Here is a 21,915-nt window from a genome sequence, read left to right on the forward strand (position 1 = left end):
AATACAGATGCGCTATGACTGCTGATTTTGACGCGTTTATCGCGCCGCCGTGCCATGAAAAGATTACTATTATCTGGCAGGATGAACACCTGCTGGTGATAGGTAAGCCCGCCGGTCTGCTGAGCCTCTCCGGTAAAAACCCACAAAACAGTGATTCAGTGCATTACCGGATGCTGCAGCGCTACCCGGGCTGCTCGCTGGTGCACCGGCTCGATTTCGGCACATCCGGCCTGATGATCATCGCCCGGAGCAAAGCCATCAACGCTGCGCTTTCCGCGCAGTTCAGTATGCGACAGGTTGAAAAAATCTATACCGCGCTATTGTGCGGGCATCTGCCCTGCGATGAAGGCGTGATTGATGCGCCGATTGCAAAAGATCCCGCGCACTTTCCGCTGATGTCAGTCTGTCCGGTTAAGGGTAAACCGGCGCGCTCGCGCTATCAGGTCACGGCACGCGTTTATCAGCCTGACGGGCTGCCGCTCACGCGTGTGATGCTGATGCCCGAAACCGGGCGTACCCACCAGCTGCGTCTCCACTGTCAGCTGCTGGGTTATCCGATTCTGGGCTGCGACTTTTATGGTGGCCGGCGGTTACCGGGCACGGAAGAGGCGACGCGCCTGATGCTGCACGCCAGTGCGATCCGGTTTGTTCATCCGGTCAGCCAGCAGCCGCTGCATCTGCAGCTGCCGGCTCCGTTCTGAACGCCAGACTGCTTACCACATCAGATCATCCGGCACTTTAAAGTCAGCGTACGGATCATCCTCATCCTGCGCTTCCTGACTCAGTGCGCTGTTCAGCACAATCGCGCTGGCATCGCGCTGTGCGATCTTATCCGCCACGCTGGCCGGAATAATCGCGTAATCGCTTTTCTCCGTAACCAGACGGGCAATGGCCAGACGGCCGTTGATAAGCTGCGCCTGCGTGGCTTTATCAACGGTGATTTTTTTGATCAGATTGTTATCGGTAAAATTAAAATCGATATTACCCCGTCCAGTCGTAATACGGTTCATCTCAATGAGCTGCTTTACCTGCGCCTTATACTCTTTTTCCAGCACCGCCTGACGCTGCTGGTCATTAAGCTGCTTATCACGCTCAAGCTGCGCTTTTTTGTTCTCTTCAACGGCCTGTTTCGCTTCACGCGCCTGCACGCGTGACTTTTTAGCCGTACGCTGCACCTTTTCCATTTTTTTGCTGGAGACTAATCCGGCTTTGAGCATCTGCTCCTGTAGCGTAAGTTTAGACATTTCCGATCCTGAATCTGTTGGCTAATCTGGCAGATTATACCTGTTATTCACCGGGCTGTACCGGACAGCCGCATCCGCTTTTGCGGATATCTGCGGCAGCCGGTGCCCTGTTCACCTTCAGAACGTGGCGTTAAGGCCTATATTCCATGTTATCTGCCGCCGATCGCTATTGCCGCTGATAGCAGAAACGCCGGTAAACGCGCTGACGGTTTCTGTCAGCGGCACAGAGGCGCCCGCTGCCGCCTCCAGCCAGTTATTATCACCGCTGCTTACCGTGCGGGTGAAAGCCGTGCGGGTTGATTTCAGCCCACCGCGAACGCTGCTCTCAGCGTCACCAAACTGGCGATTATAGGTAACTTCCGCCCACGGATTGACCGGCCACTGCGAGGTGTCGATGCGCCAGCCAGCTGCGCCAGTCTGCGTGTGCCGGGTCTGATCAGAAAAACGCATGGCGGTGCTGCTGTCTCCGTTTTCACGGTAGCCACCGGCGCGCGTGTAATCGAGTGCATAGCGCACAACCGGACCGGTAGAGAGATGGGAAGTCAGCGGAAAATCCCAGCCGCTCTGCACACGAAAACCAAGCAGTTTACCACTGCTGTTCCCCTGCTCTGTACGGGTGGCCGGCCCGATGTGAATACGGCGTTCAATGCTGTCATAGCTGAGATCGCCGTAGTGCACATCTGCATTGATCCAGCCCTGGTCAAACAGCGTCAGCTGACTGTAGAGCGCCACCAGATTGCCGCGCAGCTTGTAGGTGTAACGCTCGTCAGGATGCTGGCGCTGATCGCTGCGTGACAGCAGCAACCCCGCCTGCCAGCTATCGGTCAGCTGATACCCTATCCCCAGCGTCAGGCTGGCACGAGTGGCATCGCCCGTCAGCCGATCGCCACCGCGATAGTCAGCGTGCTGTCCCGCATAGCCTCCAAACACGCTAAATTCACCGGCATCCGGCGTCTGCTGACGCTGCTGCTGCAGATGTCCCTCCAGCGTATTTTGCATATCACGGGCCAGCCCCGTCGGGGCGGCGGTCAGTGACGAGACCAGCGCCGGGGCCTCAAGAATCGAGCGGATGTAATCCGCAATCATTGCATGTACCGCCGGTGAGGGGTGCAGCCGGTCAGCAAACAGAAAGCGCTGCGCCTCACTGAAGCCTGGCGTGGCAGAGGTACACTCCGCAGCGGATGTGCCTGGCGGACAGGCCATCCCAATGGTATTGGTCAAACCATAGCGCGCAGGATCGGCAATCACTTCACTGAGCAGGCCGGCAATATCAGCACGCACGATATTGCCTCTGAGCGCGGCCAGCCCCGCTTCCTCCTGCTGATTAAAGCCGTCAGAGAGTGCCGTCACCTGCTCACTCAATACCTGCCAGAGCGCAAACAGCTGCTGCGCCAGCGCCTCGCGTACGGCAGGGATCGCCGACACTTCACCCGCCGCCTGGCTGAATGCGGTCTGAATAGCCTGCTCGCGGGCAGCCGTACTCAGCACCGGCGTCGCGTTCAGTGACTGAAACGCTGCCTGCAGCGCTGAATCACCCAGCGGACTAATCAGCTGAATGACTGTCTCAACCATTAACGGCGTTGTGCCGAGCTGGGGCACGTTGGGCACAATCACCGCGCCGGCTCCCGCATCCAGCAGCGTTCTGACCTGTGCCGTTGCCGCGCTGGCGCTGACAGCAACGGTCTGCGGCGCGGTCAGCGGATTTGCCAGCACCGCCGCCGCAATATCATTAGCCCCTGCCCAGTGAATATAAAGGCCATTGCTCTGCGCGCGACCGTTATTCAGTTGCAGCCAGCGCGCAAGCTGATCCTGGGTATTTAACGCCGGGTTAAGCGCCGGCACGGTGACTGCGCCGCCCTCTGCATAGTTACTGCCGCCCTGCGATGAAGGCCGCAGTGACTGGCCGAGGTCAGCTGCCAGAATGTCGTCATACAGGGGATGCCGTGCACCATCATATGTAAAGCGACCCACATTACCGCTGTCGCTCAGGCTATCGCCAAATACAGTCAGGCTATCCCAGGCGTAAGCAGGTGCTGCGGCAACGGCAGTCAGAGCAATGGCACCGGCAAGTGCCGAAGGTGTAAAACGGGAATGACGCATATCTGACTCCTGAAATACCCGATCGCCACGCTGGCGACTAAACAGGCGGAATGCGCATGCGGCTCATCCGCAGGCGGGGTGGTATTGCAGGAAAGGTGTAGACATTGAGAAAGGCATTTACCAGATTGTGACCGGGGTTTTGCGGTATACGTCAGAATAATGGGGTTCAGGGCGGGATAATACCGTACCCGCCAGCTGACGCGCTGGCGGGTGAAACGGATCACATGCGGGCTTCGAGCGGCACCGGCACTTTCTTCGCTTTTGGCTTCAGGCCAAACATCATAGAGGCCACGCGTGAGCGTTTGATAAACCAGTAGCAGACGGCGCTCAGCCCGATACCAATGGCACAATCAATCAGCACATACAGCACGGCATAGTTGGCAGGCAGCCAGTCATCAATGAGCCAGGAGAAGGCGATCACCACCGGATAGTGCAGCAGATAAATGATCAGGGCTGAATCCACGATAGCGGTCAGTATGCGGTTCTCTTTAACCTGAATTTTTTCAAAGGTGAATACCATCCAGTAAGAGAGCATGGCTGAAAGCACGCTGCCCATTATTACCGGCACATACTTGACCACACCGCTAATATGGTTATGCGCAATGTAGTAGCAGCCTGCCCAGACGGCAGCCACCAGCGCGGCAATCAGCCAGTTGTTCATCAGTTTGCTGTTCGCGTAATGCGCAATCTTTTCGCGATTGATATACAGCGCATAGCCCGCCGTGTAGTAGACCAGGAAACGTGCCGTAATCGGGATCAGCTCAACAAATTCACCGCGCCCTTTGACCAGGAATTTCAGCACGAAACAGGCGTTACCCAGCACAACCAGCAGCGCAATCAGCATGGGCAGCGAGAGTTTACCCAACTGGCGCGCGCTCCACTGATAAAAGCTGCCAGGTACAGCGAGTGACATGATGCTTAACGAAACCAGAAACCACAAATGGTGCATCATGGTGTAGCTGTTCAGCCAGCCTTCCAGCGAGTAAGGCCTGTCATTTATCTGACCAGTGATAAAATACATCAGCGGCGGAATAAACAAATAGGCTGAAATAAGCGGAACTAATACGCGTTTGCGACGATTCTCGGTAAAAAACTGCTGCCCTTTACGAAGAATAATGAGGGCGGAAAACATCCCCGATAAAAAGAAAAACACTTCCATCCTGAACGTATGAAACATACTTACCAGCGCAATAAATATCTCAGCAGGATCGCGCTGCGCCGTATAATACCAGGGGTTTTCACCGGGTAAACTTCTTGAAGCATGTAACAAGACACCTTCCAGAATTAACCCGGCACGCAGCAGATCCAGACCGATATTTCGGCTGGACAAAAAGGATTGTGTTTTCACATCGCATACCTTGATGGGGATTGTGAGCGAAATATAAGTTAATCGTGGGTCAGGTAATACCAGAAAATTCTGTATACATTCTTATGATTAACGATTAGGAATTTCGCTATTGTGTAAAAGTTGTAACATTTTTACGGACCTGTTCAGTAAAGCAGCGTTATCTGTTTGAAACTGTTAGAGAGTTAATGCGTTATGCGGGCTCCACGCTACGCCGTCAGCATCTTTTTTTAGCGAAGAGTCAGCGTGCTCCTGGCCTGAGCGCTTTTCCGGCGTCAGATTCTGACTGAGACGTCTGATGAAAAGGTTTAGCGTGGTTGTTCTGAATCAGCAGAATACGCTGCGCTTGCCGCTAAATATCAGGACCATGAATTATAACAGTACCCCTGCCTATCCTGCTGATTAGAAAAATCATTTCACAACGTTATTACCAGAGTTTAAGAATTAACCTGATTTTGGTTTTCTCCTCACGCTTTAAGATTGTATGACCTGTATCACAGCTGTTATGGTTACATTTCACTCTTTCATTAACCGATCCATTAAATATTGTTGAGCCTCACCAGGCGGGAAATTTGCTATGCCTTATTCACTGATTCGTTTTGCTTCATTATTGGTTACCGGATTTGTCCTGCAAAATAGCGCATGGGCGAACGCGCCTGATACCAGTAATAACTTTATTATTGAAGCTTACGGTGGTTCAAGCACGCTGGGGGCAATGGCTGTCAGAGAGAATGGCAAACAACATAACATCAACATCAAAGACAATGAGATTGCCCTGATAAATAAATGGCTTGGCGAAAAGTATGGTCCGGGCATCCGTGTGGTAAATAAGGGAGCCGCTTCGGCTCAGGCGATGGATTTACTGCACCCGAAATACTTTTATAAAAAGAATAAAAGCTGGCGTGAAGAAATGCAGCGCTCGCCCGCTAAAATAATTTTGCTGAACTTCGCGACTAACGATGCGCGACACTTCCATTTTAAAGATACCGAAGCCAAATATATCGTCAGTCCGGACCAGTATACTAAGGTGATGACGGAGCTGATCGCTATTGCCCGCGAGGAGGGTAAACAGGTCGTGTTACAGGAACCGCATCCGATTTGCGGGGGGGCAAAGAAGTGGAACGTTGCGCCTTATGTCACCAAACTCGACGCGCTGGCACGCGCCGAGTCGCTGCCGCTGGCACGGCAGTATCAGCGTATTCTGCAGATGAAAGAGTGGCAGTCGCTGATGTCACCTGACTGTATTCATCCCTCTGAAAAGCTCTATCGCATGAAAGCTGAGGAGACCTACTCCGTTCTGACCGCCCGTTTCAATGATGAGCTTGCGGCAGCCGGTAAGTCCGGTAATGATGCACAGCAGGTTGCCCGGCGCTGAGTTTTAGCCTGCGGCACTGCAGTAATATCATTCAGGTCAGGATGACGCAGAAAGGGCATTTTTTTCACTCTGCTTTCGGCTATTGTAGCACTACCGCTTCGTACCGAATGGAATGGAATGATGAGCACAAAATATGCCCCTGCGCAGATTTTGCTTCACTGGCTGACCTTTATTTTAATTGTTCTCGCTTATTGCACCATGGAGTTCCGCGGCCTGGCGCCGCGCGGCTCCTGGCAGCGTCTCTTCATGGTGGTGACGCATTTCTCTGCCGGCAGCTGCGTGCTGCTGCTGATGCTGTCACGACTGGTCATGCGGTTTCGTCACCGTACGCCAGCTATTGTGCCAAAGCCTGCTCACTGGCAGACCGGACTGGCACATCTTACCCATCTGGCGATCTATCTGCTGTTTATTACCCTGCCGGTGCTGGGCATTCTTTCCCGATTCTGGCTTGGCCGCGACTGGTGGATTTTTGGCATTCCGATGCCGGTCAGCGCAGCGCCCGATCCGGACCTGGCTGATACGCTGATTGACTGGCATGAAACGCTGGTGCCGCTGGGTTACTGGTTGATCGGTCTTCACGCGCTGGCGGCGCTGGCGCATCACTATCTGTTTAAAGACAATACGCTGCTGCGTATGATGCCCGCGCGCAAACCGCGTTAATGGCTTTTCGCGCGCCCGGCACGCTGCCGGGCGCGTCGGCTAGCTTAATGTAAAGCGTGCGGCCGTATGCGCGAGCTGCGCCGCCTGATCCTCAAGGGAACTTGCTGCCGCCGACATCTGCTGAACCAGCGCCGCGTTTTGCTGCGTCGCGCCATCCATCTCATTCACCGCAATGGTGACCTGGCTGATGCCGCGTGCCTGTTCATCAGAGGCGATAACAATCTCATCAATGATACTGCGCACTGAGTTGACCGCCTGCGTCATTTCGGTCATGGTTTTACCCGCCCGCTGCACCAGTCCGACGCCGTTGCTGACATGCTGCCCGGACTCCTCGATTAACGCGGCAATCTCTTTTACCGCGCCGGCGCTGCGCTGTGCCAGGTTACGCACTTCAGAGGCTACTACGGCAAAACCGCGTCCTTGCTCACCTGCGCGGGCGGCTTCCACCGCCGCGTTCAGTGCCAGAATATTCGTCTGAAATGCAATGCTGTTGATAATGGCAGTGATGTCGCCAATCTTTTTCGCGCTGTTATCTATCTGCGCCATCGTCTGCACAACTTCTCCCACCAGCGTTTCACCGCGGCTGGCAATATGCGTGGCGTTTTCTGTCAGCGTGGTTGCCTGATGCGCGTTCGCTGCGTTGTGTTTCACTGTGGCGGTGATCTGCTCCATACTGGCCGCGGTCTGCTCCAGCGCAGCCGCCTGCTCTTCTGTACGCGACGCGAGATCGAGGTTGCCGCTGGCGATTTCACCTGCGCCTTGTCGCACTGACGCGCTGGCATCCTGAATCTGACCCGCCATATCCCGCAGCTGTGTCTGCATCGTATGCAGCGCATAGAACAGGCTGCTGCTATCCTGCGATGCCAGCGGAATAGTATTATTAAGCCTGCCTCCGGCAACCGCCAGCGCAATAGCCGTGGCTTCTGACGGCTCGCCGCCAACCGGCTTAAGGACTTTGCGGCTAAATACCCATCCCAGCAGCACGCTTACGGTAACGATGCTGATAAGCATCAGAATCAGCGCGTGTATCAGCTGACGATGTGCCGCCGCCATGACTTTGCTCACCGGAGCAACGATGCCCAGGTACCAGTGCTGGTCACTGCTGCCGATAGTAACGGGCTGCCAGGTTATCAGCGCTGCTTCACCCAGTATGGCGTCATACTGTTCAGTAACGGCCCGGCTGAACGCGTGCGTCTCTCCCTGCCAGCGTTTCGCGGTCTGTGTCTGGTCAGGATAGGAGACTACCTTGCCTCCGCTGGAGAGCAGCATCGCATAGCCACTGCCCTCCCAGGGCCTGATCTTATTAACGCGCGCCTGCAGCGCCGCCAGTGAGATATCAGAGGTCACTACGCCCCAGAGTTTGCCCTGGCTGATGATGGGAGTGGCCACAGATGTGAGCAACACAGGTACGCCATTGTAGGCGTAGCTGTAGGGTTCAATCAGCGTATCCTTACGGCTTTTCTGCGGCAGCAGATAGTAATCGCCCTGGCCCGGCGTCAGTATGGAGGCCAGAGGATGCAGCCTGAAGCTGCCGCTGCCGTCGCGATCGACAAAGTAAGCATAGCGCCCCTGAGGCGCCGCACCTGACTGGCTGGCAAACTCCGCATCGCGGCCATCAAACGCATTTTGTTCAAATATGACTGAAACAGAGAGGTAGTCAGGATTATCACGCAGCGCGGAGATAAGAAGCTGGTCCGCCACTTTCCGGTCACTGATGCCTGCCGCCGGCAGCGCAATCAGGCTATGTCCGAGGTTGTGCGCAACATCGCGCGCATAGCTCAGCTCCTGCTGAATCTGCAACGCCTGACTCTGCGCAATCTGCTGCAGGTAGTTTTCAGCCAGCGACTTCTGTTCTCTGCTGGATTGCCAGCTGAGCACGCCAATGGTGATGGCAAAGCCACAGGTAATGGTGACGGCGCCCGTCAGCAGCATTTGAGTACGGGTACGCATTTTTTTCGTTATACGTGCGTGTGTGGCCATGATGGCGCTCCTGGGGTTAGCAAAGCAGTGCAATAGTTGCGCCACGTCCTGGGCCACCAGCGATCCTTTATCACTCTATCGGCCCGATCGTGCTGAACTTGATGGCATACCCGATAAGATTAAAAAACATTCAGAGACCAGTAACGTACAATGTGACCAGGGCGGCATAAATGCCGCCCCTGCAGATTATTATTCGTAGGGGTCGCATTAATGCGACCCTGGTTTCGGTGCGTGCCGCGGCCAGGGCGGCATAAATGCCGCCCCTACAGGGCTCGGTGCGTGACGCTCCTGCAGATATGCCCGTAGGGGTCGCATTCATGCGACCCTGGGTTCGGTGCGTGCCGCCCGTGCAGATTAATACCCGTAGGGGTCGCATTCATGCGACCCTGGGTTCGGTGCGTGCCGCGGCCAGGGCGGCATGAATGCCGCCCCTACAGGGCTCGGTGCGTGACGCTCCTGCAGATATGCCCGTAGGGGTCGCATTAATGCGACCCTGGTTTCGGTGCGTGCCGCCCGTGCAGATTAATACCCGTAGGGGTCGCATTCATGCGACCCTGGGTTCGGTGCGTGACGCGGCCAGGGCGGCATGAATGCCGCCCCTACAGGGTTCGGCGCGTGGCGCAGCCTGGGCGGCATAAATGCCGCCCCTACAGGGTTCGGTGCGTGCCGCACCTGCAGATTAATACCCGTAGGGGTCGCATTCATGCGACCCTGGGTTCGGTGCGTGACGCGGCCAGGGCGGCATGAATGCCGCCCCTACAGGGTTCGGCGCGTGGCGCAGCCTGGGCGGCATAAATGCCGCCCCTACAGGGTTCGGTGCGTGCCGCACCTGCAGATTATTGCCCGTAGGGGTCGCATTCATGCGACCCTGGTTTCGGTGCGTGCCGCGGCCAGGGCGGCATGAATGCCGCCCCTACAGGGGTCGGCGCGTGGCGCAGCCTGGGCGACATGAATGCCGCCCCTACAGGGTTCGGTGCGTGACGTAACCAGGGCGGCATAAATGCCGCCCCTACAGGGTTCGGTGCGTGCCGCCCCTGCGAAATTAATCACCTATTTCACTGGCGGGTTGATCTGGCGCAAGATCCCGGCGTACAACTGCTGTCAACGTATCTCCTGCAGACTTTCCGCCCTTACAATCACAGGAGCATACAATGACAGGTAAAATGGGGTTAACCGGACTTTTACTGGTGTGGCTGGTTTATATTGTCTGGATGGTAAGCTACTACTCAGGCACCTTCTCACTCTTTTCACACTGATAAACGGCCCGTACGCCGGGCTTTTTCATGCTTAATCAGAAAGTGTTAAAGGTGAGTCAAGCGACGGCAACCTGGTATTGAACAGGGCGGGTGGCAAAAAGCTGTCTGGAAAACTCCCGGGCGGTGGTCGCAGCACGCGCTATCAAATCAAAGCTTAATCCCCGACAGCAAAACGCCGTCACAAAGACGGCGCCGGGGTGCATCACAACAATCAGGCCGCTTTAACCGCGCGCACTTTTTTTTCAGGGGCAGATTCCGCCTCTTTCACGTCAGGTTTAGCATCTTTGTCTGCAGCTGCGTCAGGCAGTTTGCTGGTACGCAGAATATGCTGCACCGCGTCTTTTTGCTCTGCCAGCAGCATGCCCCAGGTTTCCGCTTCTGCATCCGCCAGCTCTGGCTTGATCTGCTGCAGCCAGTCGGTAAAGGCATCTGCCATATCGAGCATTTTATCCCAGGCATCGGCATCTTTTTTACTGGCAAACGTCATCTTCTCTTCACCTTTTCTGACTACAACGTATTTGGTTTCGACTGCCATGATGCACCTCATTAACTGTATTTATATACAGTATATTCTGTTATGCAGCGATGAGCAAGCCTGCCTGTGGTTCAGGCGAGTAATTCCTCCAGAAAGGCTGCCAGCGCTTTTCGCGGATCGTCCTCTTCTGACACAATCATCTCAATTCCCCACTGGCCGAGTACCTCTTTGGCCACCGGATTATTGCGATTGGTAAAAAGATACGATTTAGGCCGGGCGGTAGCGAGACCGGTGCGTCCCCACATTTTCGTCAGCCGGTAGAACAGCAGACGGATATTAAAATCGCTGATGCTGTAGCCAACAAACAGCACAGAGTTGCCCATCACGTCGTGCGTCAGTTTGATATCCAGCGGAGAATCAAAATAGAGGCGCTCAAAGTAGCTGCTCTCATCCAGCACAATCGACGTATCGTCGTCAAAATCACCGTGAAGTTTAATGATATGGCGCTTATCTTCGGTCAGTGAGACGAGATCGGCGGCGTTAGCCACTTTGCTATAAGGTACGTTGTGGGCTTCATGAGCCATTTCCAGCCAGCGATCGTAATTGGTGGTATAGATGCGCGAAAAATTACCCTGGGTGATCATGGTATGAATTTCGGAGCTGCGCACGTCGATATCGGGGCGGTGCCACTCGCGATCCATCCAGCTGCGCAGCGGCCCCAGTGAGCCTTTGCGCTGTTTGTAATATTCCGCCAGTGACAGATGCGTGCCGTAGGTGTTGAATATTTTAGGATCGTAGCCCAGCTCTTTTGCCAGATGAGCAATTAACTCATGCCACTCCGGCAGACCGAAATTGCGGGAGATGCCGGCGCCGGCAAACAGGATCAGTTTGCCGGCATCATAGGCGCGTTTAAGTTCCGGCTTCATACATACCCCCGCGCGGTTTTGAGAAACGCGGCAAAGCGATCCAGTGCCAGCCGTCGATTGGAGATCTCATTTTTTAAATCCCCCATTTCGGCAAAGGTCTGTGTATGCCCTTCCGGGATAAACACGCAGTCCCACTGAAACTCCTGCGGCCCGGCCGGTTCTGGCGCAATGCGACCACGCAGCTGTCCCTCAAACTGATACATCTTACGGCCATCGCAATACCCCAGTATGGTTTTTGCCGTCACGCAGGGGGTATCAAGGCCGCGCACCAGTTTGGTAAAGCGGTCGGCATTGAGCCGGCTCCAGAAGATGCGCGTCAGTCCGGCTGGCAGACCGTTAAGCCCGTCCAGAAACAGGCCGGTATGCTCGACAAACAGCGGCCGCCCGATAATGGAAAACGCTTTGGTCAGCTTATCGCGTACCAGTTCAACCTCATTTTCCGTCTGAATCTCTTCAATTCGCCGGGCGATAGGCACCACTTCCACCCCTACCGGTTCAAGGATGGTACGCACTTCAGAGAGTTTGAGCTCGTTAGCCGATAAGAAACGAATTTTCATTGCAACCAGTAATATTAAGTAGGGTTAAACTGCATTAGTAAGGTGATCCGGCTGTTTTTCGCCTGTTGTTATGTTTAGCACATCAAGCTGTGCCCTGAATGATTCTACTCCGTGACCGGGAGAAGGGACAACCGCGCGCGCAATTAAGCGCAGGCAGTTAGCGGTTCGCTTCCGTGAAAAGTTGCGTGATAACCCCCCGCCACGCATAAATATCATCTCCAATGTCAAATCTCCGGAGCAGATCAACGCGCAGAAAAAGCGCTATGACAGCCGTCTCGCTTAGCGCTAAGATAGCGTTCCTGAATACAATAAAACTAATCAATTACAGAGCAGAGTGATGATCGCGTTTTTGACTGCGGGCTATTCGCGCGTACGTAATTTGCCCTTTAGCCTGAAGGGAGAGAGCGCAGAAAAGAAGCTGCGCTTTACGCTGCTGATTGCGGGGGTGGCCAGCACTACCTCAGGCTTCTATATGGCGCTGCTTAACGCCCATAGCCGTTCGCCGGCAATACCGTCGCTCTACTATCTGGGCGTGGCGCTGGGCCTCTATATCTGCGCCGTTGCCTTTCACGGCAAACTGCAGCGGCATCTGGCGATCGTCACGCATGCACTGCTGTTTATCATTACAGCTCTGCTACTGCTGGATAATGACCATCCTGCCGTTAAACCCTCGGCCTGTAATTATCTGATCGCGCTGACCATTGGCTCAGCACTCGTCCTGCGACAGCAGCCGCGCTATCTCAGCAAAATATTTCCGCTAATCTGCCTCGCCTGTTACCTCATTTTTACCCTGACCGGCCTGACCTGGCAGCAGGGATCGTTTCATTTTACGCTGCCGGCGGAAGCCAGTTTCTACATCGTTAACTGTATTGTTCCCATGATCTCTCTGCTGCTGACCGCCCTGACCTTTCGCGGTGATTACTCTGAAACTGACCTGATAAAACGCGAACTCTCCGCCGCCATCGCTCAGGAGCAGCTGGAGCTCTATTTTCAGCCGCAAGTGGATGCCGGTAAGCACCTGACCGGATTTGAAGCGCTGCTGCGCTGGAAACATCCGGTTAAAGGGTTTATTTCACCGGACGTTTTTATCCCGGTAGCGGAAAAAAGTGGCCTGATGATTGAGATTGGTCACTGGGTCATGGAGCGCACGCTGCAGCACATCGCGGCCTGGGAGCGCCTCCGGCACGCCGGCGAACTGGTGTTTTCTGTTAATATCAGTCCACTGCAGCTGATGCATCGCGACTTCACCGCGGAAACCCTGCTGCTGCTCTCGCGTTACAGGATCCAGCCACAGCGGCTTAAATTTGAGATCACCGAAAGCACGTTTATCTACGATCAGCAGCATATCGGCGACGTTATCGCGCATTTCAGCCAGCTCGGCGTAAAATGGGCGATTGATGATTTTGGCGTCGGTTACTCATCGCTGAAATCGCTTAGCGATTTTTCGATTGACGATATCAAAATTGATAAGTCCCTGATTATGCATATTTTTGACAATGAATCAGCCGCTATTGTGGTACATAAAACGATTGAGCTGACGCGCGAAATGGGATTAAACGTGCTGGCTGAAGGCGTTGAAAGCGAAGAGATGTTTCACTACCTGCGCAGCCGGGGATGCCAGTTTTTTCAGGGCTATCACTTTGCCCGGCCTCTGCCGGCGGCAGAGGTGGTAAGCTGGGTGAAAAAATATCAGGGCGAGAAACGGGGCCGCGGTGCGACCCGTCCCTACTGATAAACAATGCCCGGCGGGTTGATCTGCGACTGCGCTACCGCTTCATCCTGCTCTCCCCAGCGTGTCAGCACCTGCTGATACTGCCCGCTGGCAATGGCATGATTGACCGCCTGCTGCAGCGCCGGAGCCAGCCCGTTGCCCTTTTTGGTGGTGACCGCTACCCATGCCCGGTACGGACCGTGGCCAACAACCTCCGTTTGCCCGCGTGATGCCGCTTTCCACGCTGCCACCGCCTGTGGGCCAAAGGTGGCATCCGCGCGTCCGGACAACAGCGCGAGCGTGGCAGAGGCGTCATCATTAAGATAAACAGGCTGCACCGGTGCTAATCCCTCCTGGCGGTTTTTCGCATCCCAGCCCAGCAGGATCTTCTCCTGGTTAGTACCGGATCCGACAATAATGCGCCGGCCTGCAACATCCTGCCGTCCGGTAATCGCAGTGATATCACTCCCTTTCCGGACGGCAAAGGCGTGGTTGTCAGCCCGGTAAGTAGCAAAATCAAATTTGCGCTTACGCTCTTCGGTTACGGCGATATTAAACATGGCCACATCATAACGTCCCGCGCTGATGCCCAGCGGCCACTCCTCCCACGACGCAGGAACCAGTCTGAGCCTGAGACCCAGGCTTTCAGCCATCAGCCGCGCCAGATCGGGATCGCTGCCAATCAGCGTTTTGTTATCTGACGCCCACAATCCAATGGGCGGTGAGTTAGTGGCGCTGGTCGCGACCGTCAGAAAGCCAGGATGAACAAACGCATAGTTTGCCGGAATTCTGGCTATCGCCTGCGGATCGGCGGCAATATGAATCGCCGTTTCATTATCAGCCGCATCCAGCGCCGCGCCCTGCGCGGCTGAAAACAGCAGGCCGGATACCACCAGCATTAGTATGAACCGCGTCATCACAGCACCCGCGCCAGAAAACGTCGGGTGCGCTCGTGACGCGGCTGATTCAGCACCTGCACGCTGCTGCCCTGCTCAACCACGCGTCCGTCAACCATAAACACCACGTTATCTGCTACTTCACGTGCAAAGCCAATCTCATGCGTCACGATGACCAGCGTGGTACCGGAGCGCGCCAGCTTTTTAATGACGTCCAGCACCTCACCCACCAGCTCCGGATCCAGTGCCGACGTCGGCTCATCAAACAGCATCACGCGCGGATTGAGCATCAGCGAGCGCGCAATCGCGATACGCTGCTGCTGGCCACCCGAGAGATGGCGCGGCCAGGCGTCGGCTTTATGCCGCAGCCCTACCGTGTCCAGCAGCTCACCGGCGCGTTCAATGGCCGCGCGCCGCGAAAGCTGTCGATGCGCGATCGGCGCTTCTGTCAGATTCTCCAGCACGGTGAGGTGCGGGAAAAGGTTGAAGTTCTGAAAAACATAGCCGACATTTACCCGCTGACGCAGTATCGCCCGCTCTTTAAGTTCATAGAGTTTATCGCCGCGACGCTGATAGCCGATGTAGTCATCATCGATCTGAATAAAGCCCTCATCGACCCGCTCCAGATGATTGATGGTGCGCAGCAGCGTGGACTTGCCGGAGCCGGATGGCCCGAGAATAACCGTCACGGATCCCGGTGCCAGCGACAGCGACACGGCATCCAGCGCTTTGTGTTTTCCAAACGACTTACTGACGCCGGTGATTGTGACAGCCCCGGCAGTACAGGACGGGCGGTAATCAATGGCTTCGGACATGAGTGCGCTCCTCAATAACAGCAGGGGTTGAGTAACGGTTACGCCACTGCCGCCAGCGCGATGGCGGCGCCTCGCGGGTTACGCTGCGCGCCAGTGAGCGCTCAACGCTGTGCTGCAGCAGCGACAGCACCGTGGTGATAATCAGATACCAGGCCGCGCCCACCATCAGCAGCGGGATCACCTGTTGCGTGCGGTTGTAGATCATCTGAATGGTGTAAAACAGCTCGGGCATTGCCAGCACGTAAACCATTGACGTGCCTTTGGCCAGGCTGATGATTTCATTAAAGGTGGTAGGAATGATCGCGCGCAGCGCCTGCGGCAGAATGATACGAAAAGTCCGGCGCGAAGAAGAGAGCCCCAGCGCTGATGCAGCCTCGAACTGCCCCTGATCCACACCGAGAAACCCGCCGCGGATAATCTCTGCACTATAGGCGCTCTGCACCAGCGTCAGGCCAATCACCGCCGCCGGAAACTGGCCCAGCACATTGATCGTCTGAAAGTGACCCCACGACCAGGGCGTAAACGGAATACCCAGCGATAAGGTGTCGTAGAGATAGGAGAAGTTATAGAGAATGATCAGTACCACAATCAGCGGCAGCGAGCGGAACAGCCAGATATAGCCAAACGCCAGCGTGCTCAGCAGCCATGAGGAGGAGAGCCGCGCCAGCGCCAGCAGCCCCCCGAAAATCAGGCTCAGTACGGTGCCCGCCAGCGTCAGCAGCAGCGTCTGCCCCAGCCCGTTCAGGATCACCGGGTCGAAAAACCAGCGCGCAAATACGCCCCACTCCCAGCGCGGATTGAATGCGATGGAATCTACCACCGCCGCCAGAATAAACAGCGCTGCCACCGCGCCCAGGCTGCGCGCCGGATAACGTGCCGGTACCACGGTCAGTTTTTGCGTTTCGCTCATTTTTTACTCCTCAGCTCGCCTGCGCCGCAGCGTGGACATCCATTATCTTCAGAAAGCGCAGGCGGCCATCGTGCGGCGGCAGACCATAAACCTCCATATCTTCCAGCAGGGCAAACTGTGGCTGGTAGCCGTAACCAATATAAAGGCGTACCGCCTCGGGCTGACGGAAACCGGTGGTCAGGTAAACACGCTGATAGCCGGCGCGCAGCGCACGGCGCTCCAGCTCCTGCAGGATCAGCAAGGCCAGCCCCTGCCGGCGCAGATCGGCACGCGTCCAGATGCGCTTCAGCTCCGCCGTCTGTGCGTCATAGCGCTTGTAGGCGCCCATGGCGATAATTTCGCCCTCCCGCTCCAGTACAATGAACAGGCCCCCCTGCGCAGGTAAAAACCACTCATCCCGCTCCACTTCATTCTGGCTGCTGAAAAAATCGCCGTAGCGGGCAGCATATTCACCAAACAGACCAGCGATAATCGGCTGCAGCTCTGCCGCTGCGGGTGAAACGTCACGAAAAAAATGCATATTGTCCCCTTAGTCACCCAGGCCCGGTGGATTGATTTCCGAACGGTCAAGTCGCTCGATTCCTTCGCCCCAGCGATTCAGCACCTTGTCGTAGTCGCCGTTTTGCATTACGCCGTTCAGTGCCGTATTGACTGGCTGCACCAGCCCGCTCTCTTTTTTCACCGTCACCGCGATGTGTGCCGCTTTTGGCCAGCCGCCATCCACGCTGCCCGCCAGCCTGGTCTGCCCGTTCAGCGCCGCTTTCCAGGCCCCGATAACGTTGGGGCCAAAGTAAGCGTCCGCGCGTCCGGCCTGCAGTGAGAGCGTCTGCGCAGCGTCATCTTTGGTATAAACCGGGATAAACGGCTTCAGGCCTTTTGCGCGATTCTGCTGATCCCACGCCAGCAGGATCGCTTCCTGATTGGTCCCGGAGCCGACAATAATGCGCAGGCCGGCGATATCTTCCGCTTTGCTGAGCGAAACAATCGGGCTGCTCTTTTTCACATAAAAGCCAAGCGAGTCTTTACGGTAGGTGGCAAAATCAAAACGCTCTTTGCGCGCTTTTGTGACGGTTACGTTGGTGATCGCCGCGTCATATTTGCCGGACGCCACGCCGAGCGGCCAGTCTTCCCAGGAGGTCGGCACGACGTTGAGCTTCAGGCCAAGGCTGTCCGCCACCAGACGCGCTATATCCACTTCGCTGCCCAGCAGCGTTTTGTTGTCGTCGCTGAACACGGTAAGCGGAGGGGAATTAAGGGCGGCCACCGCCACGGTAAACGCGCCAGGTACAGCAAACCGGTGTCCGGCCGGGATCTGCGCGATCGCCGCTGCATTTTTAGCGGTATTAATGGGCGTCTTATTCGCCTCCACGCTGACCTGCTGCCCGTTGACGGCTACGTTTTCTGCCACGGCTGCGCTGCTCAGCCCCACTAACAGCAGTGCTATCCATGATTTTCTCTGCATCGTATGCATCCTGATCATTCTTATGATGTGAACTGATTAACGGGGGTCTGCAGCCCCAGACTGGCGCGCAGCGTGGTGCCCGGATAGTCGCGCCGGCTTAGCCCGCGCGCCTGCAACAGCGGAATAACCCGATCGACAAAACGTTCAAACGTGTCGGGCGTACCGCCCTGGATAATGAAACCATCGGCGGCTTCATGCTCAAACCAGTGCTGCAGGCCATCGGCAACCTGTTCTGGCGTGCCGTGAAACAGCGGACGCGGCGTGGCCGCTTCCAGCGCAACCTGGCGCAGCGTCTGACCACGCACGCGTGCATTGCGTTTTATTTCATCGGTGGTGCTGCGGAAGCTGTTCTGGCCAATATCACCCAGCTCGGGGAAAGGTTTATCCAGCGGATAGCGTGAGAAATCATGGTGGTCAAAGAACCGCCCCAGATAATTAAGCGCATCCGGCACTGAGACCAGCTGCGCGGTAGCCTGATACTGCTGCTCAACATCAGCGGCATCATCGCCAACGATCACGCTGACGCCCTGAAAAATATGCAGGTCTTCCGCAGCGCGTCCGTTATCAGCCAGCTGCTGTTTAACATCCCGGTAAAACGCCTGCGCCTCGTCCAGATTTGCATGATGCGTGAAGATCGCATCCGCATGGCGTGCGGCGAGCCGGCGCCCGTCACCCGAGGCGCCGGCCTGGAAAATCACCGGCCGCCCCTGCGGCGTACGCTCAATATTCAGCGGCCCCTGCACCTGAAAGAAATCGCCGCGGTGATCGGGCGTATGCAGCTTTGCCGGATCGAAAAACTGACCGCTGCGCTTGTCGCGCACAAAGGCCCCCTCTTCCCAGGAGTCCCACAGGCCTTTCACCACCTGCAGATACTCATCCGCAATCCGGTAACGCAGCGCGTGTTCCGGATGCTGCTGCCGTGAGAAATTTTTTGCCGATCCTTCCAGCGGAGAGGTCACTACGTTCCAGCCGGCACGACCGCCGCTGAGGTGATCGAGGCTGGCAAACTGCCGGGCAATGGTGAAAGGCTCGCTATAAGAGGTAGAGACGGTGCCAACCAGCCCAAGATGCTTCGTCACGGCCGCCAGCGCTGACAGCAGCGTTAGCGGTTCAAAGCGATTGAGAAAGTGCGGGATCGATTTTTCATTAATATAAAGACCGTCAGCAACAAACAGAAAATCAAGCCTGCCCGCTTCCGCCTTGCGCGCAATTTTTCTGGCGTAGTCAAAACTGATGCTGGCGTCCGCCTGCGCAGCCGGATGACGCCACGCGGACATATTACCCGACGCGCCGTGCAGCATTGTACCGAGGCGTAATTCTCTTTTACTCATTATAAACTCCTGACAAAGCAGAGCCGTCGGCAGCGCGAAGGATGCCGGGCGAAAAAAAGTTAAAGGGTGTTATGCAGACAGAATCAGCGCTGTGCCGGGCAACATCGCTCACGCAAATGCCGGAAAGAGAAGCGGATAAGAAAAGCGGAGCGGATCATTACGCTCTCCTTAAACCGTAGCCATACGCGCAGTGGCCAGCAGCTCCAGTGATTTAAACCGGGCAGCTTCATCGGCGAGTGGCGTATCGATAATAAATTCGTCAATGCCATAACGGTGGTGCATCGACTCCAGCTGAGCATGTACCTGCGCAGCAGTTCCTTTTAGCAGTGACGGTGTGCGCGGTTCTATCACGTAATCTGTGTATTCACCCTGACGCACATAACGCTCAGCCTGCTCCAGACTGGCAACGGTCACCGCCGGGCCATTTTTAATACTGACGTGATAAAGCCGCAGCGCATCGGTAAGCAGTTCAGCCTCTGCCGGCGAATCCGCAACGACAACCTGAACCGCGACCAGCGCACGACCGCTGCGACTGCGTTCATGGTAGTGCTGCAGGACGCGCGCCATCTGCAGCGGATCGCCGTTATGGTGTGCAGCAAAAACCAGCTGCCAGCCCATCTCTGCGGCCAGCTCTGCGCTCGCGTCGCTGGCACCCAGCAAAAAACGGCTGGCGGGACGCGGCGGCTGGGGCGTGGCGCGCAGCGTCTCTTCATCAGCAGAGGGTGATGCGGTCAGCCAGCTGTCGAGCAGTGCAAGCTGTTCAGCAAAGCTGCCTTTTTCACTCTGCTTTACCCCCAGCTGTAGCGCACGCGTTGAAAGCGGCAACCCGCCGGGCGCTTTGCCGACGCCGAGATCGATGCGATCCGGTACCAGCGATGCCAGCAGGTTGAAATTTTCTGCAACTTTATAGGGGCTATAGTGCTGCAGCATAACGCCGCCAGAGCCGACGCGAATGGTGCGCGTCTGCGCGGCAATCCAGGCGATAAGCAATTCAGGTGACGGACTGGCCAGCTGCTCGCTGTTATGATGTTCTGCAACCCAGAAGCGCTTATAGCCCCATTTCTCAGCCAGCTGCGCCAGTTTGAGCGAGCGCGCCAGGGCCTGTATCGCATTTTCTCCTGCCGCAACCGGCGACTTATCGAGCACGCTTAATTGGTAAGACATACGCCCTGTCCTTGTCCTGATGAATATGGCGTTTAGTTTGCAGGCGATGATTCCATTACGTAAAACATCATATTGTTAGTTCTATTGCTGTTTTGCGCATATCACCCGGCTGACCGGAACAGAAATAAAAAAACTCCTGCAGGAAATGCAGGAGTCAGATTAAAGAAAGGTTAAAAGCTGGATGCAGATTAAGAGCGTTTGAGCGTGCCTGCCTCGCTGCGGTCAAATGAACTGCGCGTATCTTTTGCACCATAAATAGCCGAAAGCGCGCGGTTAAATTTATCCGGATCGTGATGCTGGCGGATCCTGTTTACGGCTGCTGCTGAATAATCGGCCACGCGCATCCTGTCTTCCAGAATCGCTTTAATATGCGCCTTGAGCTGCGACACGATTAATATGCGCAGCGCCATTTTCTCTGCCAGGGTGTCAACATTAAGTTCGAACATGTCGTTAAGCGGGCAGTTGATAAGCCACCCGCTCTGTGCCGGATTAATTTCCGGCAGTGCTCTGACGTTAGTGGTAATTACCGGACAGCCGCACGCCTGCATTTCCAGTACGGAAAAGCCGTAGGTATCCTGCCAGGTTGGCAGCAATCCGACATGCGTATTGCGCAGCAGCTGCATCACGGCATCATTCGGTAATCCCGTATGATGGGTGAACACCGAACGCTCTGCTATCAGGGTTTCAATCTGATGATGGAAATCGGCATCATCCTGCCATTCATGATGCGCAATATTATGCTGTTTTTTGATGTCACCGATCAGATTAACGCTGATCTGATCGGCTGATATCGCGCCTTCATCCATCAGTTCGGAAAAAGCCATCACGACTTCTGCCCCGCCTTTACGATAGAACTCGTTGCCGACAAAGGTAAATACCATTTTATCGGCCGCAGGGGCTCGTCCGCCTTCATAGAGGACCGGCTGCGGCGGATGCAGCACATGCAGTTTGTCGGCAATCGCTTCCCGTTCGATGGGAAATGCATCCAGCAGTTTCAACTCAATTTTTCGCGTTGCTTCTGAAATAGCAATAATGCCGGCACAGTCCGGTGCTGCAACATGGCGCATGAGTTTTTTTAACAGTGGATTAGCGGTTTTGGCGACGCCCGGCACGGGTAATACCCGCGGCAGCTCTGTTTCAAATGTTGAAACCCAGCGTCCCCGGCTGGTGGCCACCTCGTTAAAAAGATGCACGACTTTTTTATCGTTTCCTGCAGACCATAGCGGAGCAGAAAAAATAAACAATTTATTGCGTTTAAGAATTTTCCCACGGAACGCGTTGATATACGTCCAGATATTTCTGGAGTGAAAATCGATATACGTTTTTTTAACATCCGTAACAATATTTCTTTTTTCGGGATATCCCTTGCCGCTAATGATGATTTTCATTTTATACTCCGGCCATAAACTTTAAGCACTACAAACCCGGCATTCAAAAAAGTTAAAATTGCAGATCGCCTGACGAGTATAATGCTTTATTAGCCTCCTCTTTTGTTATTCAGACTATTCCCCGAAAAACATTTCAGCGTGTTATTTTGTATTAGTTATTTTTACGACTACTTTTAAAGTTACCGTAATGATTGATAGCAAGCTAATTAAAATACTGCCGCTTAATTGCATAGAAAATGTTATCAATAAATTTTTACCCATCCTCCTTTAAAGGTTATTCCATTAACTTTGATAATATTAGCAAAGCTGCTGTTGTCTGA

Annotated in this window: 19 protein-coding genes; 4 read left to right on the forward strand and 15 right to left on the reverse strand. The window is 55.2% G+C overall.

The window, feature by feature from the left end; all coding sequences use genetic code 11:
• Nucleotides 1–14 precede the first annotated feature (14 nt).
• Nucleotides 15–701 carry an RluA family pseudouridine synthase gene (locus SB719_RS05425; RefSeq protein WP_314687770.1) on the forward strand — a complete coding sequence of 229 codons (687 nt, stop codon included), beginning with the start codon at nucleotides 15–17 and terminating at the stop codon, nucleotides 699–701.
• 12 nt (nucleotides 702–713) lie between these two features.
• Here the strand turns inward: SB719_RS05425 and SB719_RS05430 are convergent, their stop codons facing one another.
• From SB719_RS05430 to SB719_RS05440, 3 genes are all read right to left on the reverse strand, one after another.
• Nucleotides 714–1,244: a DUF2058 domain-containing protein gene (locus SB719_RS05430; protein WP_304231525.1), complete on the reverse strand. Its 531-nt coding sequence runs from the start codon at nucleotides 1,242–1,244 to the stop codon at nucleotides 714–716.
• Nucleotides 1,245–1,361: 117 nt separating this feature from the next.
• Complete coding sequence (locus tag SB719_RS05435) at nucleotides 1,362–3,344, reverse strand: autotransporter outer membrane beta-barrel domain-containing protein (protein WP_304231523.1); 1,983 nt, start codon at nucleotides 3,342–3,344, stop codon at nucleotides 1,362–1,364.
• 220 nt (nucleotides 3,345–3,564) lie between these two features.
• Nucleotides 3,565–4,692: an acyltransferase family protein gene (locus SB719_RS05440; protein WP_304231522.1), complete on the reverse strand. Its 1,128-nt coding sequence runs from the start codon at nucleotides 4,690–4,692 to the stop codon at nucleotides 3,565–3,567.
• Between the two features lie 574 nt (nucleotides 4,693–5,266).
• On the opposite strand from SB719_RS05440, the gene SB719_RS05445 reads away from it, so the two are divergent.
• Together SB719_RS05445 and cybB are read left to right on the forward strand one after the other, a co-directional pair.
• Nucleotides 5,267–6,064 (forward strand): SGNH/GDSL hydrolase family protein, encoded by a 798-nt coding sequence (locus SB719_RS05445; protein WP_065647354.1) that lies wholly within the window; start codon nucleotides 5,267–5,269, stop codon nucleotides 6,062–6,064.
• 120 nt (nucleotides 6,065–6,184) lie between these two features.
• Nucleotides 6,185–6,724: a cytochrome b561 gene (gene cybB, locus SB719_RS05450; RefSeq protein WP_065647353.1), complete on the forward strand. Its 540-nt coding sequence runs from the start codon at nucleotides 6,185–6,187 to the stop codon at nucleotides 6,722–6,724.
• A gap of 39 nt (nucleotides 6,725–6,763) precedes the next feature.
• Here cybB and SB719_RS05455 read toward each other — a convergent pair whose 3' ends face one another.
• The 4 genes from SB719_RS05455 to SB719_RS05470 all read right to left on the reverse strand — a co-directional run bounded on the left by SB719_RS05455 (nucleotide 6,764) and on the right by SB719_RS05470 (nucleotide 11,918).
• Nucleotides 6,764–8,704: a methyl-accepting chemotaxis protein gene (locus SB719_RS05455; protein ID WP_412159000.1), complete on the reverse strand. Its 1,941-nt coding sequence runs from the start codon at nucleotides 8,702–8,704 to the stop codon at nucleotides 6,764–6,766.
• A 1,467-nt stretch (nucleotides 8,705–10,171) separates the two neighbouring features.
• The gene (locus SB719_RS05460) at nucleotides 10,172–10,495 is read right to left on the reverse strand and encodes a YebG family protein (RefSeq protein WP_065647350.1); all 324 of its coding nucleotides are present in this window, start codon (nucleotides 10,493–10,495) and stop codon (nucleotides 10,172–10,174) included.
• 71 nt (nucleotides 10,496–10,566) lie between these two features.
• Nucleotides 10,567–11,361, reverse strand: coding sequence for an SIR2 family protein (locus tag SB719_RS05465; RefSeq protein ID WP_065647349.1), 795 nt, complete (start codon nucleotides 11,359–11,361; stop codon nucleotides 10,567–10,569).
• The gene (locus tag SB719_RS05470; protein WP_065647348.1) at nucleotides 11,358–11,918 is read right to left on the reverse strand and encodes a non-canonical purine NTP pyrophosphatase; all 561 of its coding nucleotides are present in this window, start codon (nucleotides 11,916–11,918) and stop codon (nucleotides 11,358–11,360) included. Before SB719_RS05470 ends, SB719_RS05465 begins: the two co-directional genes overlap by 4 nt.
• 337 nt (nucleotides 11,919–12,255) lie before the next feature.
• Here SB719_RS05470 and SB719_RS05475 point away from each other — a divergent pair, with 337 nt between their 5' ends.
• Nucleotides 12,256–13,650, forward strand: a complete 1,395-nt coding sequence (locus SB719_RS05475) for a putative bifunctional diguanylate cyclase/phosphodiesterase (protein WP_412159001.1) — start codon at nucleotides 12,256–12,258, stop codon at nucleotides 13,648–13,650.
• On the opposite strand, the gene SB719_RS05480 is transcribed toward SB719_RS05475, so the two are convergent.
• The 8 genes from SB719_RS05480 to SB719_RS05515 form a co-directional block, all read right to left on the reverse strand.
• Entirely contained in the window at nucleotides 13,644–14,546 is a 903-nt protein-coding gene (locus tag SB719_RS05480) for an ABC transporter substrate-binding protein (RefSeq protein WP_304231518.1), read from the reverse strand. The two genes, SB719_RS05475 and SB719_RS05480, sit on opposite strands and share 7 nt — an antisense overlap.
• Complete coding sequence (locus SB719_RS05485; RefSeq protein WP_412159002.1) at nucleotides 14,546–15,340, reverse strand: amino acid ABC transporter ATP-binding protein; 795 nt, start codon at nucleotides 15,338–15,340, stop codon at nucleotides 14,546–14,548. The genes SB719_RS05480 and SB719_RS05485 overlap by 1 nt, the downstream gene beginning before the upstream one ends.
• A complete protein-coding gene (locus SB719_RS05490) occupies nucleotides 15,324–16,250 on the reverse strand; it encodes an amino acid ABC transporter permease (RefSeq protein WP_065647344.1) in 927 nt (308 codons plus the stop codon). Before SB719_RS05490 ends, SB719_RS05485 begins: the two co-directional genes overlap by 17 nt.
• A 10-nt stretch (nucleotides 16,251–16,260) precedes the next feature.
• Nucleotides 16,261–16,770, reverse strand: coding sequence for a GNAT family N-acetyltransferase (locus SB719_RS05495; RefSeq protein WP_065647343.1), 510 nt, complete (start codon nucleotides 16,768–16,770; stop codon nucleotides 16,261–16,263).
• Between the two features lie 9 nt (nucleotides 16,771–16,779).
• A complete protein-coding gene (locus tag SB719_RS05500) occupies nucleotides 16,780–17,712 on the reverse strand; it encodes an ABC transporter substrate-binding protein (protein ID WP_065647342.1) in 933 nt (310 codons plus the stop codon).
• Between the two features lie 20 nt (nucleotides 17,713–17,732).
• The gene (locus SB719_RS05505) at nucleotides 17,733–19,043 is read right to left on the reverse strand and encodes an LLM class flavin-dependent oxidoreductase (protein WP_304231514.1); all 1,311 of its coding nucleotides are present in this window, start codon (nucleotides 19,041–19,043) and stop codon (nucleotides 17,733–17,735) included.
• 168 nt (nucleotides 19,044–19,211) lie between these two features.
• On the reverse strand, nucleotides 19,212–20,207 hold the full coding sequence (locus SB719_RS05510) for an MsnO8 family LLM class oxidoreductase (protein ID WP_412159003.1): 996 nt from the start codon (nucleotides 20,205–20,207) through the stop codon (nucleotides 19,212–19,214).
• 188 nt (nucleotides 20,208–20,395) lie between these two features.
• Complete coding sequence (locus SB719_RS05515; protein ID WP_412159004.1) at nucleotides 20,396–21,595, reverse strand: glycosyltransferase; 1,200 nt, start codon at nucleotides 21,593–21,595, stop codon at nucleotides 20,396–20,398.
• Nucleotides 21,596–21,915: the final 320 nt, after the last annotated feature.

Origin of the sequence: Pantoea sp. SIMBA_079, assembly GCF_046940275.1 — a bacterium.
Lineage (GTDB): Bacteria > Pseudomonadota > Gammaproteobacteria > Enterobacterales > Enterobacteriaceae > Pantoea > Pantoea borealis.

What these genes read in the sequence shown, in the direction of transcription:
- SB719_RS05425 (WP_314687770.1), top strand. Translation starts at nt 15, where the DNA reads ATGACTGCTGATTTTGACGCGTTTATCGCGCCGCCGTGCCATGAAAAG.
- SB719_RS05430 (WP_304231525.1), bottom strand. Translation starts at nt 1,244, where the DNA reads ATGTCTAAACTTACGCTACAGGAGCAGATGCTCAAAGCCGGATTAGTC.
- SB719_RS05435 (WP_304231523.1), bottom strand. Translation starts at nt 3,344, where the DNA reads ATGCGTCATTCCCGTTTTACACCTTCGGCACTTGCCGGTGCCATTGCT.
- SB719_RS05445 (WP_065647354.1), top strand. Translation starts at nt 5,267, where the DNA reads ATGCCTTATTCACTGATTCGTTTTGCTTCATTATTGGTTACCGGATTT.
- cybB (WP_065647353.1), top strand. Translation starts at nt 6,185, where the DNA reads ATGAGCACAAAATATGCCCCTGCGCAGATTTTGCTTCACTGGCTGACC.
- SB719_RS05455 (WP_412159000.1), bottom strand. Translation starts at nt 8,704, where the DNA reads ATGGCCACACACGCACGTATAACGAAAAAAATGCGTACCCGTACTCAA.
- SB719_RS05460 (WP_065647350.1), bottom strand. Translation starts at nt 10,495, where the DNA reads ATGGCAGTCGAAACCAAATACGTTGTAGTCAGAAAAGGTGAAGAGAAG.
- SB719_RS05465 (WP_065647349.1), bottom strand. Translation starts at nt 11,361, where the DNA reads ATGAAGCCGGAACTTAAACGCGCCTATGATGCCGGCAAACTGATCCTG.
- SB719_RS05470 (WP_065647348.1), bottom strand. Translation starts at nt 11,918, where the DNA reads ATGAAAATTCGTTTCTTATCGGCTAACGAGCTCAAACTCTCTGAAGTG.
- SB719_RS05475 (WP_412159001.1), top strand. Translation starts at nt 12,256, where the DNA reads ATGATCGCGTTTTTGACTGCGGGCTATTCGCGCGTACGTAATTTGCCC.
- SB719_RS05480 (WP_304231518.1), bottom strand. Translation starts at nt 14,546, where the DNA reads ATGACGCGGTTCATACTAATGCTGGTGGTATCCGGCCTGCTGTTTTCA.
- SB719_RS05485 (WP_412159002.1), bottom strand. Translation starts at nt 15,340, where the DNA reads ATGTCCGAAGCCATTGATTACCGCCCGTCCTGTACTGCCGGGGCTGTC.
- SB719_RS05490 (WP_065647344.1), bottom strand. Translation starts at nt 16,250, where the DNA reads ATGAGCGAAACGCAAAAACTGACCGTGGTACCGGCACGTTATCCGGCG.
- SB719_RS05495 (WP_065647343.1), bottom strand. Translation starts at nt 16,770, where the DNA reads ATGCATTTTTTTCGTGACGTTTCACCCGCAGCGGCAGAGCTGCAGCCG.
- SB719_RS05500 (WP_065647342.1), bottom strand. Translation starts at nt 17,712, where the DNA reads ATGCAGAGAAAATCATGGATAGCACTGCTGTTAGTGGGGCTGAGCAGC.
- SB719_RS05505 (WP_304231514.1), bottom strand. Translation starts at nt 19,043, where the DNA reads ATGAGTAAAAGAGAATTACGCCTCGGTACAATGCTGCACGGCGCGTCG.
- SB719_RS05510 (WP_412159003.1), bottom strand. Translation starts at nt 20,207, where the DNA reads ATGTCTTACCAATTAAGCGTGCTCGATAAGTCGCCGGTTGCGGCAGGA.
- SB719_RS05515 (WP_412159004.1), bottom strand. Translation starts at nt 21,595, where the DNA reads ATGAAAATCATCATTAGCGGCAAGGGATATCCCGAAAAAAGAAATATT.